This window comes from Bradyrhizobium altum (genome assembly GCF_020889705.1).
GTDB lineage: Bacteria > Pseudomonadota > Alphaproteobacteria > Rhizobiales > Xanthobacteraceae > Bradyrhizobium > Bradyrhizobium altum.
Window position 1 is genome coordinate 1 of record NZ_JACMYP010000180.1, and the last position, 18482, is coordinate 18482.

Consider the following 18482-nt stretch of genomic DNA (forward strand, 5'->3'; position numbering starts at 1 on the left):
ACCGAGATGAAGTACGCAATGACGGTGCGTCGTATCGCGCGAGAACCATCCTCATCGTCGTCCTGGCGAAAGCCAGGACCCATTACCCCGAATGTAAATTGCCGGACGACACTGAGGCCACGATCCCGTTCACAACCCAATGCGGTGGTAATGGGTCCTGGCTTTCGCCAGGACGACGCAGTGGAGAAAGCTGCGTGCCTGATCCTACTTCTTCAAATTCTCATGCGGCCGGCCGAAGTCGGGCGCGGCGGAATCCTGGCCGATCTCGACGATGCCGCGGCGGATGGCGCGGGTGCGGGTGAAGTGGTCAAACAGCGCGTCGCCGTCGCCGCGCCGGATCGCGCGGGTGAGCTTCGACAGATCCTCGGTGAAGGTGCCGAGCATCTCGAGCACGGCATCCTTGTTGGCAAGGAACACGTCGCGCCACATCGTCGGGTCCGACGCTGCGATGCGGGTGAAGTCGCGGAAGCCGCCGGCGGAGAACTTGATGACCTCGGATTCCGTCACCTGCGCCAGCTCGTCGGCGGTGCCGACGATGGTGTAGGCGATCAGATGCGGCAGATGGCTGGTGATCGCGAGCACGAGGTCATGATGATCCGGCGTCATGATCTCGACCTTGGCGCCGAGCGCGGCCCAGAACGCGCGCAGCCGGTCGGTCGCGGCAGGATCCGTGCCTTCGGGCGGCGTCAGGATGCACCAGCGGTTGATGAAGAGCTCGGCGAAGCCGGAATCCGGTCCCGAATGCTCGGTGCCGGCCACCGGATGCGCCGGGACGAAGTGCACGCCGTCAGGCAGATGCGGCGCCATGTCCTTGACGACGGCGCCCTTCACCGAGCCGACGTCGGAGATGATTGCGCCGGGCTTGAGATGGCCGGCAATCTCGGCTGCGACCGGACCGCAGGCGCCGACGGGGATGCAGAGGATGACGAGATCGGCATCCTTCACCGCCTCGATATTGGTCTCGACGACGCGATCGACGATGCCGAGCTCGGCGACGCGGGCGCGCGTCCTCTCCGAGCGCGCGGTGGTCACGATCTCGCCGACCAGGCCTTGCGCGCGCGCGCCGCGCGCGATCGAGCCGCCGATCAGGCCGAACCCGATCAGGGCGATGCGTTTGAAGATCGGAGCCGTGGTCACGTCGGTGTTCACTTTCCGGCCAGGAAGTCGCGCAGGCCGTCGACCACGAGGCGGTTGGCTTCCTCGGTGCCAATGGTCATGCGCAGCGCATGCGGCAGCTTGTAATTGTTGAGCGCGCGCAGCACGAGGCCGCGCCGCGTGAGATAGGCGTCGGCTTCCGCCGCGGTCTTGCCCGTGTCGGCCGGGAAGTGGATCAGCACGAAATTGGCGACGCTCGGCGTCACCTTGAGCCCGAGCTTGCCGATCTCCTCGGTCAGCCAGTTGCGCCACTGTTCGGTATGCGTCCGCGACATCTGCACATGCGCAGAGTCCTCGATCGCCGCCACCGCGGCCAGCATCGCCGGCGTCGTGACATTGAACGGACCGCGGATGCGGTTGCAGGCATCGACGATATGCGCCGGACCGAACATCCAGCCGACCCGCAGCGCGGCAAGGCCGTGGATCTTCGAGAAGGTGTGCGTCACCACCGTGTTGTCCGTGGTCGCGACCAGCTCGATCCCAAGCTCGTAGTCGTTGCGCGAGACGTAGTCGGCGTAGGCGGCATCGAGCACCAGCAGCACATGCGACGGGAGTTCGGCGCGCAGCCGCTTGACCTCGTCGAACGGGATGTAGGTGCCGGTCGGATTGTTCGGGTTGGCGAGCCAGACCAGTTTCGTGCGCGGCGTCACCACCTTGAGGATGGCGTCGACATCGGCGGTGAAGTTGGTCTCGGCCGCAATCACGTTCCTGGCGCCGTTCGCCATGGTGGCGATCGGGTAGACCAGGAAGCCATGGGTGGTCGAGATCGCCTCGTCGCCGGGCGCGAGATAGGTGTGCGCCAGGAGATTGAGGATCTCGTCGGAGCCGGCGCCGCAGATGATGCGGTCGGGATCGAGCCCATAGGCGCGGCCGATCGCCTCGCGCAGCACGCGCGAGGTGCCCTCTGGATAGTCCTCGAGATGGTCAGCCGCGGCCTTGTAGGCCGCGATCGCCTTCGGAGACGGACCGAACGGCGTCTCGTTGGCGGACAGCTTGAACACCTTGCGGCCCGGTTCCGGCACCGGGCTCTTGCCGGGCGTGTAGGGCGCAATATCGAGGATGCCGGGATTCGGCACGGGGCGGGACATCATCAACTCCGGATAGACTACGGGCGGCTGGCTCTTACTTCAGGTCCTGGCCGATCCGTTAGAGGGCACCGTATAGCGCGTTGCGTGGCTGCCGACGAGGGCCGAAGAGCGCACCGAGGCGCCGGCCTCGATCAAGGCGAGCTTGATCTTCTCGAAACCCTTGTTAGTCAGGTCTTGCCCGGTGACCGAGACCAGCAGGGCCGCGCCGTCGAAGGCGGTGTCGGGGACCGCGACGATCTCGGCGAGCGGGGCCAGCGCCCGGGCGACATCGGCGTTCCAGCCGGAGACGCGCACGCTCCAGGTCTGTACTTCCGTGACCATGGCGTCGTCGGCGACCCGCGAGATCACGAACACCGGCAGCGCGGCGGGATGGTCGGCGCGTTCGAGAAACGGCCACCGCGCGATGATCTTCGGCGCGCCATCGGCCTCGAGCGCATTCCACCACGGTGTGCGGCTGGCGATCGCGGAGACCAGCGCGAGGTCGCCCTTCGACTTCGCCACTGCCTCGACCGCGGCCTGGGCGCTGAAATGCGAGACGTAGGGCACCACGAAGCCGAAGTGAAACCGCGCCGAGTCGCGCATGGCGGACTCGCCGACGGAGACATCGGCATGCACCGCGAACGGCGCCTGCACGTAGGTAAAGGTCGAGATGATGACGCGCCAGATGCTCTCGATGGTGTCGAGCGGCAGGATGCCGCGATGGCGCCGCACCAGTTCGCGCATCATGCTGGCCTCGCGCGCCGGACGGAACGCCGAGCCGACCTCCTGGGTCTTCTTGACCTGGATCAGGCGGTCGATGATGTCGCCGCGCGCCATCAGCAGGCGGTGAACCTGCTCGTCGATCGCATCGATCTCCTTGCGCAGCTCCTGCAGCGAGGGCGGCGACGGGGGTGGGTTGGACATGCTCTCAAACCTTGTCGTCCGGGCGGCCCGATGCCGTGCCAGACAGGGTCCCTGATTAGGAAAGACGGCCAGCGAAAGCAAAGAGAAACGTCGCAGGCGTGCCTTGCGCATTCGGTTAACCATTGGCGCCCGGCAAGGGGATGTTCGCTGGCCGCCTTGACGACGGGGGGCCTGAGGACTAGGTTCGCTCCACTCCGTGGTCATTTGAGCCGGCCGGCTTGCAGCCACGTTAAACAACTCGCTAAACAGGCCGGGGACAGATCAGCTCCCGGCCGAACCTTGTTCAGGCCGGGTTTTTTATGACCTGATTTCTGTTCGAGCCCTCCCACGCGGAGGCAGGGTCGCCTAGATGAGCAACGTGCGTCCGATACCGAGCCCGCCGATGTCCAGCGATGATCGCGCCCATGAGGCCGATCACCCGTCGTCATTGGTGGCGAAGTTCGGCATGGATCAGCCGCTCAAGCTCGATTGCGGCGTCGATCTCGCGCCGTTCCAGATCGCCTATCAGACCTATGGCCAGCTCAATGCTGACAGGTCCAACGCGATCCTGATCTGCCACGCGCTGACCGGCGATCAGCACGTCAACAACACCCATCCCGTCACCGGCAAGCCGGGCTGGTGGGACACCATCGTCGGCGCCGGCAAGCCGATCGATCCCGAACAATACTTCATCATCTGCTCCAACGTGATCGGCGGCTGCATGGGCTCGACCGGCCCCGCGTCGCTGAATCCTGCGACCGGCAAGGTGTGGGGGCTCGATTTTCCGATCATCACGATCCCCGACATGGTGCGTGCGCAGGCGATGCTGATCGATCGCCTCGGCATTGCGACGCTGTTCTGCGTGGTCGGCGGCTCGATGGGCGGCATGCAGGTGCTGCAATGGACCGCGGCCTATCCCGAGCGCGTGTTCTCGACGCTCGCGATCGCCTGCTCGACGCGCCACTCGGCGCAGAACATCGCGTTCCACGAGCTCGGCCGTCAGGCGGTGATGGCCGATCCGGACTGGCGCGGTGGCCGCTATGTCGACGAGGACACGCATCCGCATCGCGGACTGGCGGTGGCGCGGATGGCCGCGCACATCACCTATCTCTCGGACGCCGCGCTGCACCGCAAGTTCGGACGGCGGATGCAGGATCGCGAGCTGCCGACCTTCTCATTCGATGCGGATTTCCAGGTCGAGAGCTATCTGCGCTACCAGGGCTCGTCCTTTGTCGAGCGCTTCGACGCCAACAGCTATCTGTATCTCACGCGCGCGATGGACTATTTCGACATCGCCGCCGATCACAATGGCGCGCTGGCGAATGCGTTCGCCGGCATCAAGACGCGGTTCTGCGTGGTGTCGTTCACCAGCGACTGGCTGTTTCCGACCTCGGAATCGCGCGCGCTGGTGCATGCACTGAACGCGTCGAGCGCGCGGGTGTCGTTCGCCGAGATCGAGACCGATCGCGGCCATGACGCGTTCCTGCTCGACGTGCCGGAATTCCTCGAAATCTCCCGCGCCTTCCTGCAGGCCGCGGGCAAGGCGCGCGGATTGAAGGACGACGGCCAGTCATGAGCATGCAGCAGACATTGCCCTTGCCGGGCGTCGCGCCGGAGCGGACCGGCGGCTATCGCACCGATCACCTGCTGGTCGCCGACATGGTGCGGCCGGGCTCGCGCGTGCTCGACGTTGGCTGCGGCGACGGCGAACTGCTGCAGCTGCTGGAGAGCCGCGGCATCGACGGCCGCGGCATCGAGCTGTCGCGCGAGGGCGTCAACGGCTGCGTCGCCAAGGGGCTCGCAGTGGTGCAGGGCGACGCCGACACCGACCTCGTCAACTATCCCGATGATGCGTTCGACTACGTGATCCTGTCGCAGACCTTGCAGGCGACGCGGCAGCCCAAGGTGGTGCTGGAGAATTTGCTGCGGATCGGCCAGCGCGCCATCGTCTCGTTCCCGAATTTCGGGTTCTGGAAGATGCGGCTGCAGCTCCTGATCGGCGGCCACATGCCGCGGACCGAGAATCTGCCGGCGAGCTGGTACGACACCGCCAACATCCATTTCTGCACCATCAAGGATTTCGTGGAGCTCTGCGAGCGGATCAACGTCAAGATGGAGCGCGCGGTGGCGCTCGATCTCTACGGCCGCCCGGTCCCGCTCAACCTGCCCTGGTGGGTGTGGAACATGTTCGGCGAGCAGGGCGTGTTCCTGCTCAGCCGCGGTGGCAAGGCGAAATAGCTGCCGTCATTGCGAGGAGCGATAGCGACGAAGCAATCCATGCTTTCGCGCCTGCGGGAAGATGGATTGCTTCGCTTCGCTCGCAATGACGATTTACACCGGCGCGGCCACCAGCGATCTGGGATCGCGCACCGGCCAGCGGCCGGCTTCCACCAGTGCGATGAAGCGCTCGACCATCGCGTTGAACAGCGCGGGCTCCTCGAGGTTGAGCACGTGGCCGGACTTTGGGAAGAAGGAAAGGCCGGCGGTCGGCAGATGCTGCTTCAGGAACAGGCTGGGCGCGATGCAATTGTCGTCCTCGTCGCCGCACAGGATCAGCGCCGGCGTCGCTACGCGCTTGATGGCCTCGGTCATGGTGTAGATCGAGGGCCTGCCGCCCTGGAAGCTGCGCATCGTGTTGGCCGAGCCCTTGGCGTCGTGGCGGGCGAGCGCGGCGTAGAAATCGGCGTGGCCGCGCGGGTCCTTGACCAGGAACGGAATCCGGCTCGGCGCCTCGCGCGTCACCTTGGCGACTTCGGCGGAGCCGATGGACTCGAGCTGCTCGGCATTGGCGCGGCACTGCGCGCGGAAGGCATCGAGATGCTCGAGGCTGGAGCCGGAGCCGACAGCGGCCAGTGTCATCGACAGCGCGCGCTCCGGCGCGTTGAGCGCGATCTGCAGCGACGAATAGGAGCCCATCGAGAGCCCGACGAAATGCGCCTTCGCGATGCCGAGATGGTCGAGCACCGCGAGCGCGTCGGTGTAGAAGTGCGTGTAAGTGTAGACGTCGGCGCTTGGCGGCACGTCCGACGGCGTGTAGCCGCGCGCGGAGTAGGCGATGCAGCGGTGACCGCGCGCGAAGTAGCGCAGCTGCGGTTCCCAGTTGGTGTGGTCAGCTGCGAACTCGTGCAGGAAGATGATCGGGGTCCCACTGCCTGCCTCTTCGAAATGCAGGCGGACATTATCTTTCGTGATGGCATGGGGCATTGAAATTCTCCTCTCGTTGGCCGGCTCCAGATTTGCAATTTCCGCGGCTGCAATGCGGCAGTTCTGGCTATTTTCGTCATGGAATTTGCGCGGAATGACCCCGAAATCGTTTTCGCAACGCCGCATGAAATCTTCCTCTCGCCACATCCCGATCTTCAAAACCACCGCCGCATTCCCTTGGGAACGCGACGGGGAGTTGGGGGGCGTTTCAGAGGATCTCGTGAAGTATGGTTCAGTTGCTTGCGTATCGCCGGTCGCTTCGAGTTTTGGCGCTGGCTCTGTGTTCGCTCACGCTCGCCGTGATCTCCGCCGTTCCGGCGTCCGCCCGTCCGCACCATTCGCGTCGCGCGCATTCGGCTCATGCCGGCCATCACGCGCGGCATTCCGCTCATCATCACTACCGGCACACGGCGCGGCTGTCGCGCGCCGAGCGCCGCGCCCAGATGCAGGCGGGCGGCTTCGGCGAGGCCAATGCGGCCGTGATGCCCGGCGCTGAGGCCGCGTCCAACACCGATGTGAACGCGGCTGGTGGCTTCGGCTCGTCCGGCATCGTCGACACGGCGCGCCGCTATCTCGGCGGCAATCCGACCGGCCGCTCCAGCCTGTGGTGCGCGCGCTTCATGAACATGGTGCTGCAGCGGACCGGCCATCGCGGCACCGGCTCCGACATGGCGAGCTCGTTCGCCAAATACGGCCAGCGCGTCTCCGGGCCGCAGGTCGGCGCCATTGCCGTGATGGGCCGCCGCGGCGGCGGTCATGTCGGGATCATCACCGGCGTCGATGCCAAGGGCAATCCGATCATGATCTCGGGCAATAGCGGCCATCGCGTCCGCGAGACGCCGGTCTCGCGCGGCCGGATCTATGCCTATGTGATGCCGACGAACTGATCAGCGACTGGCCACCTCTCCCCTGAGAATGGGGAGGTGGCCATACGCGGTGCGAGATCAACCGATACTGCCGGCTGGCCTCACTTCTCGTGCTCCTTCGCCTCGATCGTGTCGACGTTGGTCGTCTCGAGGTTGCTCAGGGGAACTTCGACCGCAGCGGGTTGATACCAGGCGAATTGCGAGAAGTAGTTCGCGAGCACCTGGTCCTTGAAGAACCGGCCATGCCGCGCGAAAATCTCGTTTCGTGCGATGCGCAGCTCGATCGCCGACATGTCCTTGAGATCGGCCTCACTCAGAAATCGTCGATCGGAATCAGGAAAGAGAAAGCCGTCATGCGCCTTGGCGCGCTGCGTGACGGAGGCCGGAACGGCGGGCGGCGTCGCGCGTCCGACGGTGGTCTGATCGTCCTGTCCGCCTGACTTCACCACGGTATGTTCGAACGCGGGCCCGACGGTCCAGACGGCCAGCGCCAATGCCGCGCCGGCGAGGCCTGCGCCGTACTTCCAGTAGCGCTTGATCGGCGAAACTTCACGCAGCGGCGATCGCCCGGCCTCACTCAGGACCTCGTTGATCGTATCGATCAGGCGGGTCATGTGCACGCGAAAATCCTGACCCGAGTCGACCCGGGCGGCGTTGCAGTAGTGCAGGAAGCGAAGTGATTCCGGCAGCTCGTCGGCCCGCGGCATGGTTGCGCCGTTCACCAGCAGCGGCAGCAGCGTCTTGTTGTGCTTCAGCGCCGTTTCGATCTCGAAGCGCACGGAATCTGCGGGATCCTCCAGACGCGCAGGTTTCCCATCGTCGGTCTTGCCGATCCAATGCGGACCGATCACCGCGATGACGATGTCGCAGGCGACGATGGCCTTGGCGATCCGGTCGACGAAGTTTGCGCCGGTGCGAATGCTGTTGACGTCGAAGAAGACGGATTTCTCACCGTACTTCTCGATCAGATGGTCGGCGATGCGGCCCGCCGTGTCCTGATCGACCCGCCGGTACGAAACCATGATCATGCTCATGGCAACCCCGTGCAATCAATTTCGACAAATTTGCTGCAATTCAAAATGTTCGAGTGAAGTCTATTGCACGCAACCGAACATTGCAATGCGATGCACGTTTATGCCGTCTTCAAGGAATACGGAACCTGGGGCGTGACCTGGTGCGGTTCCGCGGCAATCGTGTCGCCGACGGCCGCGCCGCCGTCGCTGATGATCTCCGCGTAGATGCCGCATTCATTGTTGCCGAAGCGCTGCATCAGCGTGTTCGGGACCGAGAGGTCGCGCGCGCCCGTGTCGGGATCGACATTGACTGCGGCGCAGCGGGTGATGCGCTTCACAACTTTTGCCCGTGCGCTGCCGATCGCAATGGTCTGGTCGAGCAGGCTGGCCTCATGCCAGGCCGGCCAGCCCTCGACATAGAGATTGGCGCGGAATCGCAGGGGATGGACCGGCGCCTGCACCATGTCCTCGATCGCCCGCAGGCTGGCCAGGTTGATGATCGAGACCACCTTGCGTGGCACGTCGGAAAAACTGTGCCCAGGGCTCACCAGCACTTTGGGCGGCCCCTTGATCTGGCCGGCATGACGGTCAGTGAAATAGCGCTCGATCGCCGCGCGCCCGGCTTCCGTCTCGAGATCGCCCTGGGCCACCATCGCGCCGTCCCGGCGCAAGGTCAGCACATGGCTGTCATCGTCGAAATGGGCGCGCAGGGGCGCCAGCCACTCGTCCCGCTGCAGCATCAGGAAATGCGGCTTAGCCAGCCACTTCGGCGCCGAGGGATCGAAACCGCTCGGGCCGTTCTCGATCGCGTAGTGGCGATCGGAGCGCAGCGCCTCGCCGACCTTGAGCTCGGCGCGGGGCAGGGGCTCGGGTGTCAGACCCTTGACGGGATAGCGGTAGATGCCGGTGATCCGGGCGGAGGAAGTGTGCGTGCTGTCCATCCGCCCGCTCTAGCCTGTTTGGCCCGCGAGGAGAACCGCCGCCGATGCGACGGCAGCTAGTCGGGCCGCGCCGCGCCTGCGGCATCCAGCACGCGCTGCATGAAGACGAGGTCGAGCCAGCGGCCGAACTTGCGCCCGACCTCCGGCATCCGCGCGACCTCGACAAAGCCGGCCCGCGCGTGCAGCCGGAGCGAGGCGGGATTGCCGCCGTCGATGCCGGCGATCATGACGTGCTTGCCGAGCGCCGTCGCGGCGGCCACGAGCGCGTCGACGATGACGCGGCCAAGGCCGCGGCCGCGATGATCGGCGTGGATATAGACGCTGTGCTCGACGCTGTAGCGGTATCCCGGGAAGGCCCGGAAATCGCCGAACGTGCCGTACCCAAGCACCACGGGCCCTTCAGCGACCAGCACCGGGTAGCCCAGCGCCAGCCGGGCCTTCATCCAGGCCAGCCGTTCGGCCTCGGAATCCTGCTTCTCGGTCCAGATGGCGTTCGAGTTGGCGACCGCCTCGTTGAAGATCGCGGTGATCGCAGGAATGTCCTGCTCGGTGGCGGGGCGGATAATCATTGGTCGTTCCTCGATAAACCTCTTGAACGGACCCCATCGTCTACTATATAAGACATTATGTCAATTATAGAAGACGGACCTGATGAAGCTCTCGGGCGGAGGGTTCGCGCCGAACGGGAGGGGCGCGGCTGGTCGCTGGCGGAACTCGCCGGGCGGGCAGGCGTGTCCAAGGCCATGCTGAGCAAAATCGAACGGGCGGAGGCCAGCCCGACAGCGGCGACGCTGTCGCGGATTGCCACGGCCTATGGCCTGACCATGGCCGCGCTGTTCGAGGTTGCCTCACACAGTTCCCGCCTGCAGCGGGCCAAAGATCAGCCGGTGTGGCGCGATCCGAAGGCGGCCTATCTGCGGCGGCAGGTGTTCCTGCATCCGGCCAATCCGCTGGAGCTGGTGGAAGTCGAGCTGCCTGCCGGGCAGGAAGCCGGTTTCCCTGCCAGCGCCTATCACCTGGTCCGCCAGGTGGTGTGGGTGATCAGCGGCCGCCTCACCTTGATGGAAGGGGCGGAGCGCCACGAGCTCGCTGCGGGTGACCGCGTCGAGCTCGGGCCGCCGTCGGACATCGTCTTCCGTAACGAAACTGCTCAGCCCTGCCGCTACCTTGTCGCCATCGTGCGGCGCTGAGCTCCATCGGGTGAAATCGCAGACTGTGGCTCTTCCGTTTCGGAACCAAGTGCCCACATCTGCGGCAAGCCTGAAAAATGATGGCGACGACCAGAGGCTGGTTGAGGAACGTCAACGCGGCCCGCGGAAAACCCAATGAAGATGCCGTTGTCATGCCTGAATGGGTGACGATGGCAGGCCGAGGGAAAACGAATGAACATTGAGAAGTACACCGAGCGCTCGCGCGGATTCATCCAGTCTGCCCAGTCGCTCGCAATGCGCGACGGTCACCAGCAGTTCTCGCCCTTGCATCTGTTGAAGGTGCTGCTGGACGACAATGAGGGTCTCGCCGGCGGTCTGATCGACCGTGCAGGCGGCAATTCCAGGGCGATCCTGAAAGCGACCGAAGAGGCGCTGAACAAGCTGCCGAAGGTTTCGGGCAATGGTGCGGGACAGGTCTACCTGTCGCCGGAGCTGGCGCGCGCCTTCGATGCGGCCGAAAAGGCCGCCGACAAGACCGGCGACAGCTATGTCACGGTGGAGCGGCTGCTGCTCGGGCTCACGCTCGAGAAGGGCAGCGAGGCGGCTTCCATCCTGAGCAAGGGCGGCGTCACGGCGCAGAATCTGAATGCGGCGATCGAAGCGCTGCGCAAGGGCCGCACCGCTGACAGCGCGACGGCCGAAAACGCCTACGACGCGCTGAAGAAATATGCCCGCGACCTGACCCAGGCTGCGCGCGACGGCAAGCTCGACCCGGTGATCGGCCGCGACGAGGAGATCCGCCGCACCATCCAGGTGCTGTCGCGGCGAACCAAGAACAATCCCGTCCTGATCGGTGAACCCGGCGTCGGCAAGACCGCGATCGTCGAGGGCCTGGCGCTGCGCATCCTCAACGGCGACGTGCCGGAGAGCCTGAAGGACAAGAAGCTGCTGTCGCTCGACATGGGCGCCTTGATCGCCGGCGCGAAATATCGCGGCGAGTTCGAGGAGCGGCTGAAATCCGTCCTGCAGGAGGTCTCGTCCGCCGAGGGCGGCATCATCCTGTTCATCGACGAGATGCACACCCTGATCGGCGCCGGCAAGACCGACGGCGCGATGGACGCGTCCAACCTCCTGAAGCCTGCGCTCGCGCGCGGTGAGCTGCATTGTATCGGCGCGACCACGCTCGACGAGTACCGCAAGCACGTCGAGAAGGATGCGGCGCTGGCCCGCCGGTTCCAGCCGATCTATGTCAGCGAGCCGACGGTCGAGGACACCATCTCGATCCTGCGCGGCCTGAAGGACAAGTACGAGCAGCATCACGGCGTGCGCATCACCGACTCCGCGTTGGTGGCCGCGACCACGCTGTCGAATCGCTACATCACCGACCGCTTCCTGCCCGACAAGGCCATCGACCTGATGGACGAGGCGGCGGCGCGGCTGAAGATGCAGGTTGATTCGAAGCCTGAAGAGCTCGATTCGCTGGATCGCGACATCATCCGGCTGAAGATCGAGCAGGAGGCGCTGAAGAAGGAGAACGATGCCGGCTCGAAGAGCCGCTTGCAGACCCTGGAGAAGGAGCTCGCCGGGCTCGAGGAGAGGTCGGCGGCGCTGACGGCGCGCTGGAGCGCGGAGAAGAACAAGCTCTCCAACGCCCAGAAGCTGAAGAGCGAACTCGATGCGCTCCGCGTCGAGCTTGCCAATGCGCAGCGTCGCGGCGAATTCCAGAAGGCGGGCGAGCTGGCCTACGGCCGGATCCCCGAGCTGGAAAGGAAGCTCGCCGACATCGAGGCGCAGGAAAACAGCAAGCCGAGTGGCGGCGAGATGATGGAGGAGGCGGTCACCGCCAACCACATCGCGCAGGTCGTCTCGCGCTGGACCGGCGTGCCGGTCGACAAGATGCTCGAGGGTGAAAAGGACAAGCTCCTGAAGATGGAGGACGCGCTCGCCAAACGCGTCGTCGGCCAGGCCGAAGCCGTGCGTGCGGTGGCAACCGCCGTGCGCCGTGCCCGCGCGGGCCTGCAGGATCCGAACCGGCCGACCGGCTCGTTCATGTTCTTGGGCCCCACCGGCGTCGGCAAGACCGAGCTGACCAAGGCGCTCGCCGCTGACCTGTTCAACGACGAGACCGCGATGGTCCGCCTCGACATGTCCGAGTTCATGGAGAAGCACTCGGTCTCGCGGCTGATCGGCGCGCCTCCCGGCTATGTCGGCTACGACGAGGGTGGTGCACTGACCGAAGCCGTTCGGCGCCGGCCCTACCAGGTCGTGCTGTTCGACGAGATCGAGAAGGCGCATCCCGACGTCTTCAACGTGTTGTTGCAGGTGCTCGATGACGGCCGCCTGACCGATGGTCAGGGCCGCACCGTCGACTTCCGCAACACGCTGATCATCATGACCTCGAACCTCGGTTCGGAATTCTTGGTGAATCAGCCGGAAGGCGAGGACACCGCGGCGGTCCGCGATCAGGTGATGGGCGTCGTGCGGGCGCATTTCAGGCCGGAATTCCTGAACCGCATCGACGAGATCATCCTGTTCCACCGGCTGCAGCGGAACGAGATGGGCCGCATCGTCGAGATCCAGTTCGCGCGGCTGACCAAGCTGCTCGAGGATCGCAAGATCGAGCTCACGCTCGATCCGAAGGCGCGGAATTGGCTCGCGGAAAAGGGCTGGGATCCGGCTTACGGTGCCCGCCCGCTGAAGCGGGTGATCCAGCGCAGCGTGCAGGATCCGCTGGCCGAGATGATCCTCGCCGGCGAGGTCAAGGACGGCGATCGCGTGGTGATCTCGGAGAAGGGCAACCTGCTGACCTTCAACGGTCAGGTGCCCAACACCGCCGAGATCGTGCAGTTCGATGCCCCGGTCTCGAAGCGCAAGCTGAACTGACACGCGCATGCAAAAGCCCTCCCCGCGGTCGCGGGGAGGGCTTCGTTGTCCAGGCTAGTCCTGCGGGGCGGTCGGTGGACTGAGCTGACCGGGCTCGTCGTCATCGGCGGGTTCGAGTTCGGACAGAATATCGACCAGCTCGCGGGTGCGGCCTGTGGCCAGCGGCCTGCCGGCGTTCATCAGCGGCTCGTCATTGGCAAGCCAGGCCTGGGCTTCGGCAAGCTCGGTGATCGTGGCGCCGGATGCGATGATCCTGGCGATGGTGACATCGTCGGCGTGGCCGACGGCCTTCAGCACATCGTCGCGGGTGAGCCGGGTCATGGCGCAAATCCTTGTGGATATCTTCGTTGAGCACGACCAAATCCCCGCCCGCCGGCGATCCGCGCCAGCGGGTGGGACGCATCGTTTCAAGGCCTCAGCTGTGTGTTGTGAGCCGAGGCGGATGCTGGGACATCGCCCAGAGTTCGATCGCGGCAAGGACCGCGACGGCGATGCCGATCACCACGTGCACGGTCGTCGCGGTGGTCATTGCCTGGAACCCCAGGACCCAGGGCGAGACCATTGCCCAAAGCCCGACGATGAGGTTCAGCCACTCCTCCCAGACCGCGAATGCCGCGAGCGCGGCGATCGCAAGGATCGCCATCACGAGGCCGACGATGTGGGCGTTGGTGGAAACCATTCCGGCGTCGAACTTGAACAGCCACGGCGACAGGAAGAGAATCGCGCCGAGGATCAGGTTTGCGACGTCGCACAACTTTGCGTTCGTCCAGTTCTCCATGACACCCTCCATTGGAGGTTTTACTGCTGAATCAACTGGATGATCGCCGTTCGAGTTCCCATCTGACGGCGCGAAATATGTTGAAACTGGCGGCGTCATGGCCTGCAAACGGCATCGCATCTGATCTGCGCCTGCAGCGTTTCCTGGGATCTGCGCGGCCGGACGGGCCGGCCTCTTGCATCATCAGCGGTTGCTGATGGACCGCGTCATCGGCGCGCTGCCGGTGGCATCCGAGACGATGCGCGAGCTGCCGCGGCTGGACATCTGGGATTCGATCCGGTCCCGCTCCTTCTCGAAGCCTGCCAGCATCGGGCCTTCCAGCGAGCGGCCGCGCGGCAGTTTCACGCGCATCGGGTCGACGAATCGGCCGTTGACCAGGATTTCGTAATGGACGTGGGGGCCGGTCGACTGGCCGGTCGAACCGACGAAGCCGATCACCTGGCCCTGCCGCACCTTCTTGCCGGCCTCCATGCCCTTGGCGAAGGCCGACATATGGCCGTAGGCCGTCTCGTAGCCGTTCGAATGCTTCATGCGGATATATTTGCCGTAGCCGCCCTCGTACCCGACCTTCTCGAGCACGCCGTTGCCGGAGGCGAAAATCGGCGTGCCGTAGGCGGTGGCCCAGTCGACGCCGGTGTGCATCTTCACATAGCCGAGAATCGGGTGGCGGCGGCCGCCGAAGCCCGAACGCATGATCGCGTTGTTGACAGGCTTGCGCACCAGGAACTTCTTCGCGCTCTTGCCGGTCTCGTCATAGTAGTCGACGAGGCCGTCGTCCGAGCTCTGGAATCGGTAGTATTTCTTGGTTTCGCCGCCCACGGTCAGCGCCGCGTACAGCACTTCGGTCTTTTCGGTGCTGGTGACGCCCTCGTCCTCGCCGGCAAAGAACACGTCGAACGAGTCGCCTGGCTGTACCTTGCGCTGGAAATCGACGTCATAGGAGTAGATCTTGACCATGTCTTCGATGACGGTCGGCGGCACCTTGTTGCGCAGCGCGGTCTCGTAAATGCTCTGATAGAGCCGCACGCCGGTGCCATCATCCTCGTCATCGTCGCTGGAATTGTCGGCGGTATCGGTCGTGGTGTTCATGCTCTGCACGTCGACGGCGACGTATTTGCCGAGATCGGACAGCGCGGCGACGGCTTCGACGACGGAATCATTGGCGACGATGACGCGATAGGGCTGCAGCCTGACATTCGGTCCGGGAGCTGCCGGAGCCATCAGGATTCGCACCTTCTGGCCTTCCTTCAGGCCGCCGTCGCGGCCGCGCGGGCCGAGCGTTGCGGCAATCGCCTTCGCCTCGTCGGGCGTTGCGCCCTGATCGCGCAGGATCGAGGTGATGCTGTCGCCCTTCTTGACGAGGTGAACCCGTTCACCAACCGGATTGCCGCCGGTGACCTGCTCCTTGGTCTTCGGCAGCAGGGTGACGTTCTCCGGCACCACGCGGGTCTCGAAGCCTGCATAGGGGTCGGAGGTGTTGCCCTCGGTGGCGTAAGCCATCCTGATATCGGGGCCGGCGCCGGTGGCATCGGCCGCGGCATTGGCGAGTGACGCGTAGCGCACCGAACCGCCGGAGCCGCGCCAGTTGGCGGCGTCGCGGACCCGCATCAGCACGTCGTCGAGCGCGACAACGGCGGCGAGCTTGGCTTTCGGCAGCACGGATCCGAGATCCTTGGTGACGAAAGAGACCTCGGCGTCGGGCTCGGCGGCGTCGGCCGCATTCGGATCCTCGGCCGCCGCCGGCGTGTTGGAGCCGACATCGGTCAACAGACGCTGCGCGTTGAACGCCGGAATCTTGGACGACAGATCGCTCGTGGTCATTGAGAGATTGCCGGAAATCCGGATGAAGGGCCGCACCCGCATCACGTCGCGATTGCCGACGCGGGTCACGGTCGACACGCGCACCAGGCTGCGGGAGGCGGAGGATTCGCTCGGCGGCGGCAGGCGGTCGCCCTTGTGCAGGCTGACGACGCGATCATTGCCGGTGAAGGCGCCGCGCAGCGCGCCTTCGACGCGCTCCGGCACCTTGGCGAAGGTCATCTCGCCGTCGAGCGACGCAAAAACGGCGCCGCCGATCAGGGCCGCGCCACATAATCCAGTCAGAATGGTGCCGCTGAACCATTGTACGGAGACACGGCGGCGATCGATCACCGCAGCCTCGGTGCCGTCGACTGAAAGCGGCGGTTCGTGACCGAGATCGATCATCCCGGTCTCGCGCCCAATGCCGCTTCCGCGTGACGCCCGTTGGCTCAACCCGATATCCCCCCAAATTCCAGCAACTGCGATCGACCTCTGCTCGTCCTCGTCCCCACCTCGATCCCCTGAAGAGGAATCTCGGCAGTGTGGCGAGCCACACGCATCGAAGTCGAGAAGACGAAGGCCATTAGCTAGCCGCACTCTCGAACGTCAATGGTGTGCAGATCTCTCGATGTTGCTCGGCCGCGAAGGGAGAGGCGACGGGTTCTTGGAGAAAATCGCCTGGTCCCCCAGAAAAACCACCCGAGCCCCCACAGGTTTCGAGCGGTTCAATGCATGTCATATAGCCAGATCGTCGCAGGATTGTGGCTCAAGTGCGGCATTTGAGATGGAAAAGTTTCCTGAAGCAGGTCCGTGCCGCCGCCCGCTCTGGAGCGCCGGGGAACCCGCTCAGGAGGGCTGGGGAACCCGTTCCGGAGGGCCTCTCGAGCTCTTCGACGACAAACTTTTTTTAAAGTTTTTTGCCGCGCGGGTTGGGTTGCGAATTTTTACCTCTGGCCTAAGCCATGGAAAATACGAGAGCTTTTTCGCACTGCACACGCGATTTCGGCGTGCGACGATTTGTTGACAATGGTCGTTGACAATCCCGAGGGGTGGGGACTATAAACCAACCACTGAGCGCGGCGCCGCCGGGTCACTGACCAAGGCGAGCGAACGCGCCACTGATGCTCCTCACTTCGATGAGTGACACAGCAGCCGACATAAATCGGTTGAGGTTCACTGTTCGTCGCTGAAGGGTAGAACCACCCTCTAAGGGTGTGGGGTCATCGGATCCCGGGCTGTTTGACAAGTGAAGATGAAGAAAGAGAAACGTGGACGGCGGAGTCCTTGCGTCTCTCGGAATACTTGAAAGCTTCGGCTTTTGACTTTCTGAGGGTGGACGAAAGACTTCGGCGGTACACGTTTAAAGGTTACACCATCGTTGCCAGCGATGTGAATCGTAGGCAGCTCGCAGACTTCGGTCGGCGAAGAATGGTGGGACCTCGTCAAACGTTGTGATCAGCCGGTTCAAAGTTCAAGTCCAACTTGAGAGTTTGATCCTGGCTCAGAGCGAACGCTGGCGGCAGGCTTAACACATGCAAGTCGAGCGGGCATAGCAATATGTCAGCGGCAGACGGGTGAGTAACGCGTGGGAACGTACCTTTTGGTTCGGAACAACACAGGGAAACTTGTGCTAATACCGGATAAGCCCTTACGGGGAAAGATTTATCGCCGAAAGATCGGCCCGCGTCTGATTAGCTAGTTGGTGAGGTAATGGCTCACCAAGGCGACGATCAGTAGCTGGTCTGAGAGGATGATCAGCCACATTGGGACTGAGACACGGCCCAAACTCCTACGGGAGGCAGCAGTGGGGAATATTGGACAATGGGCGCAAGCCTGATCCAGCCATGCCGCGTGAGTGATGAAGGCCCTAGGGTTGTAAAGCTCTTTTGTGCGGGAAGATAATGACGGTACCGCAAGAATAAGCCCCGGCTAACTTCGTGCCAGCAGCCGCGGTAATACGAAGGGGGCTAGCGTTGCTCGGAATCACTGGGCGTAAAGGGTGCGTAGGCGGGTCTTTAAGTCAGGGGTGAAATCCTGGAGCTCAACTCCAGAACTGCCTTTGATACTGAAGATCTTGAGTTCGGGAGAGGTGAGTGGAACTGCGAGTGTAGAGGTGAAATTCGTAGATATTCGCAAGAACACCAGTGGCGAAGGCGGCTCACTGGCCCGATACTGACGCTGAGGCACGAAAGCGTGGGGAGCAAACAGGATTAGATACCCTGGTAGTCCACGCCGTAAACGATGAATGCCAGCCGTTAGTGGGTTTACTCACTAGTGGCGCAGCTAACGCTTTAAGCATTCCGCCTGGGGAGTACGGTCGCAAGATTAAAACTCAAAGGAATTGACGGGGGCCCGCACAAGCGGTGGAGCATGTGGTTTAATTCGACGCAACGCGCAGAACCTTACCAGCCCTTGACATCCCGGTCGCGGACTCCAGAGACGGAGTTCTTCAGTTCGGCTGGACCGGAGACAGGTGCTGCATGGCTGTCGTCAGCTCGTGTCGTGAGATGTTGGGTTAAGTCCCGCAACGAGCGCAACCCCCGTCCTTAGTTGCTACCATTTAGTTGAGCACTCTAAGGAGACTGCCGGTGATAAGCCGCGAGGAAGGTGGGGATGACGTCAAGTCCTCATGGCCCTTACGGGCTGGGCTACACACGTGCTACAATGGCGGTGACAATGGGATGCTAAGGGGCGACCCTTCGCAAATCTCAAAAAGCCGTC

The 18482-nt window shown here is 64.0% G+C and carries 15 protein-coding genes, 1 rRNA gene and 1 riboswitch; of the genes, 6 read left to right on the top strand and 10 right to left on the bottom strand.

The genetic code is table 11. From position 1 onward, the window contains the following. Positions 1-204: 204 nt before the first annotated feature. The 3 genes from H8B02_RS32725 to H8B02_RS32735 are packed head-to-tail and all read right to left on the bottom strand — an operon-like array spanning position 205 to position 3146. On the bottom strand, positions 205-1137 hold the full coding sequence (locus tag H8B02_RS32725) for a prephenate/arogenate dehydrogenase family protein (RefSeq protein WP_229170020.1): 933 nt from the start codon (positions 1135-1137) through the stop codon (positions 205-207). Positions 1138-1145: 8 nt separating this feature from the next. Beyond that, positions 1146-2243 (bottom strand): histidinol-phosphate transaminase, encoded by a 1098-nt coding sequence (hisC, locus tag H8B02_RS32730; RefSeq protein ID WP_229170021.1) that lies wholly within the window; start codon positions 2241-2243, stop codon positions 1146-1148. A gap of 39 nt (positions 2244-2282) precedes the next feature. Continuing rightward, complete coding sequence (locus H8B02_RS32735; protein ID WP_229170022.1) at positions 2283-3146, bottom strand: chorismate mutase; 864 nt, start codon at positions 3144-3146, stop codon at positions 2283-2285. Positions 3147-3332: 186 nt separating this feature from the next. Continuing rightward, positions 3333-3412, top strand: a riboswitch (SAM riboswitch). An 83-nt stretch (positions 3413-3495) separates the two neighbouring features. Here H8B02_RS32735 and metX point away from each other — a divergent pair. Together metX and metW are read left to right on the top strand one after the other, a co-directional pair. After that, entirely contained in the window at positions 3496-4701 is a 1206-nt protein-coding gene (metX, locus tag H8B02_RS32740; protein ID WP_229170023.1) for a homoserine O-acetyltransferase MetX, read from the top strand. Then, on the top strand, positions 4698-5363 hold the full coding sequence (metW, locus tag H8B02_RS32745) for a methionine biosynthesis protein MetW (protein WP_229170024.1): 666 nt from the start codon (positions 4698-4700) through the stop codon (positions 5361-5363). The genes metX and metW overlap by 4 nt, the downstream gene beginning before the upstream one ends. Positions 5364-5456: 93 nt before the next feature. Here the strand turns inward: metW and H8B02_RS32750 are convergent, their stop codons facing one another. Then, complete coding sequence (locus H8B02_RS32750; protein ID WP_229170025.1) at positions 5457-6329, bottom strand: alpha/beta fold hydrolase; 873 nt, start codon at positions 6327-6329, stop codon at positions 5457-5459. Positions 6330-6556: 227 nt separating this feature from the next. Here H8B02_RS32750 and H8B02_RS32755 point away from each other — a divergent pair, with 227 nt between their 5' ends. Next, the gene (locus H8B02_RS32755) at positions 6557-7216 is read left to right on the top strand and encodes a TIGR02594 family protein (RefSeq protein WP_229170026.1); all 660 of its coding nucleotides are present in this window, start codon (positions 6557-6559) and stop codon (positions 7214-7216) included. An 80-nt stretch (positions 7217-7296) separates the two neighbouring features. Here H8B02_RS32755 and H8B02_RS32760 read toward each other — a convergent pair whose 3' ends face one another. The 3 genes from H8B02_RS32760 to H8B02_RS32770 form a co-directional block, all read right to left on the bottom strand. After that, a complete protein-coding gene (locus H8B02_RS32760; protein WP_229170027.1) occupies positions 7297-8229 on the bottom strand; it encodes a YARHG domain-containing protein in 933 nt (310 codons plus the stop codon). A 98-nt stretch (positions 8230-8327) separates the two neighbouring features. Next, a complete protein-coding gene (locus H8B02_RS32765; RefSeq protein ID WP_229170028.1) occupies positions 8328-9149 on the bottom strand; it encodes an MOSC domain-containing protein in 822 nt (273 codons plus the stop codon). Between the two features lie 56 nt (positions 9150-9205). Beyond that, entirely contained in the window at positions 9206-9718 is a 513-nt protein-coding gene (locus H8B02_RS32770; protein WP_229170029.1) for a GNAT family N-acetyltransferase, read from the bottom strand. A 57-nt stretch (positions 9719-9775) separates the two neighbouring features. Between H8B02_RS32770 and H8B02_RS32775 the strand changes: the two genes are divergently transcribed. Continuing rightward, positions 9776-10339 carry a helix-turn-helix domain-containing protein gene (locus H8B02_RS32775; protein ID WP_229170030.1) on the top strand — a complete coding sequence of 188 codons (564 nt, stop codon included), beginning with the start codon at positions 9776-9778 and terminating at the stop codon, positions 10337-10339. 192 nt (positions 10340-10531) lie between these two features. After that, positions 10532-13183 carry an ATP-dependent chaperone ClpB gene (gene clpB, locus H8B02_RS32780; RefSeq protein ID WP_229170031.1) on the top strand — a complete coding sequence of 884 codons (2652 nt, stop codon included), beginning with the start codon at positions 10532-10534 and terminating at the stop codon, positions 13181-13183. A gap of 54 nt (positions 13184-13237) precedes the next feature. Here the strand turns inward: clpB and H8B02_RS32785 are convergent, their stop codons facing one another. From H8B02_RS32785 to H8B02_RS32795, 3 genes are all read right to left on the bottom strand, one after another. Continuing rightward, entirely contained in the window at positions 13238-13504 is a 267-nt protein-coding gene (locus H8B02_RS32785) for a hypothetical protein (RefSeq protein WP_229170032.1), read from the bottom strand. Between the two features lie 94 nt (positions 13505-13598). After that, positions 13599-13961 (bottom strand): SPW repeat protein, encoded by a 363-nt coding sequence (locus H8B02_RS32790; RefSeq protein WP_229170033.1) that lies wholly within the window; start codon positions 13959-13961, stop codon positions 13599-13601. A gap of 183 nt (positions 13962-14144) precedes the next feature. Next, a complete protein-coding gene (locus tag H8B02_RS32795) occupies positions 14145-16214 on the bottom strand; it encodes a M23 family metallopeptidase (protein ID WP_229170034.1) in 2070 nt (689 codons plus the stop codon). Between the two features lie 1025 nt (positions 16215-17239). Between H8B02_RS32795 and H8B02_RS32800 the strand changes: the two genes are divergently transcribed. Continuing rightward, positions 17240-18482, top strand: a 16S ribosomal RNA gene (locus H8B02_RS32800); the annotation flags it as partial.

What these genes read in the sequence shown, in the direction of transcription:
- hisC (WP_229170021.1), bottom strand. Translation starts at nt 2,243, where the DNA reads ATGTCCCGCCCCGTGCCGAATCCCGGCATCCTCGATATTGCGCCCTAC.
- H8B02_RS32735 (WP_229170022.1), bottom strand. Translation starts at nt 3,146, where the DNA reads ATGTCCAACCCACCCCCGTCGCCGCCCTCGCTGCAGGAGCTGCGCAAG.
- metX (WP_229170023.1), top strand. Translation starts at nt 3,496, where the DNA reads ATGAGCAACGTGCGTCCGATACCGAGCCCGCCGATGTCCAGCGATGAT.
- metW (WP_229170024.1), top strand. Translation starts at nt 4,698, where the DNA reads ATGAGCATGCAGCAGACATTGCCCTTGCCGGGCGTCGCGCCGGAGCGG.
- H8B02_RS32750 (WP_229170025.1), bottom strand. Translation starts at nt 6,329, where the DNA reads ATGCCCCATGCCATCACGAAAGATAATGTCCGCCTGCATTTCGAAGAG.
- H8B02_RS32755 (WP_229170026.1), top strand. Translation starts at nt 6,557, where the DNA reads ATGGTTCAGTTGCTTGCGTATCGCCGGTCGCTTCGAGTTTTGGCGCTG.
- H8B02_RS32760 (WP_229170027.1), bottom strand. Translation starts at nt 8,229, where the DNA reads ATGAGCATGATCATGGTTTCGTACCGGCGGGTCGATCAGGACACGGCG.
- H8B02_RS32765 (WP_229170028.1), bottom strand. Translation starts at nt 9,149, where the DNA reads ATGGACAGCACGCACACTTCCTCCGCCCGGATCACCGGCATCTACCGC.
- H8B02_RS32770 (WP_229170029.1), bottom strand. Translation starts at nt 9,718, where the DNA reads ATGATTATCCGCCCCGCCACCGAGCAGGACATTCCTGCGATCACCGCG.
- H8B02_RS32775 (WP_229170030.1), top strand. Translation starts at nt 9,776, where the DNA reads ATGTCAATTATAGAAGACGGACCTGATGAAGCTCTCGGGCGGAGGGTT.
- clpB (WP_229170031.1), top strand. Translation starts at nt 10,532, where the DNA reads ATGAACATTGAGAAGTACACCGAGCGCTCGCGCGGATTCATCCAGTCT.
- H8B02_RS32785 (WP_229170032.1), bottom strand. Translation starts at nt 13,504, where the DNA reads ATGACCCGGCTCACCCGCGACGATGTGCTGAAGGCCGTCGGCCACGCC.
- H8B02_RS32790 (WP_229170033.1), bottom strand. Translation starts at nt 13,961, where the DNA reads ATGGAGAACTGGACGAACGCAAAGTTGTGCGACGTCGCAAACCTGATC.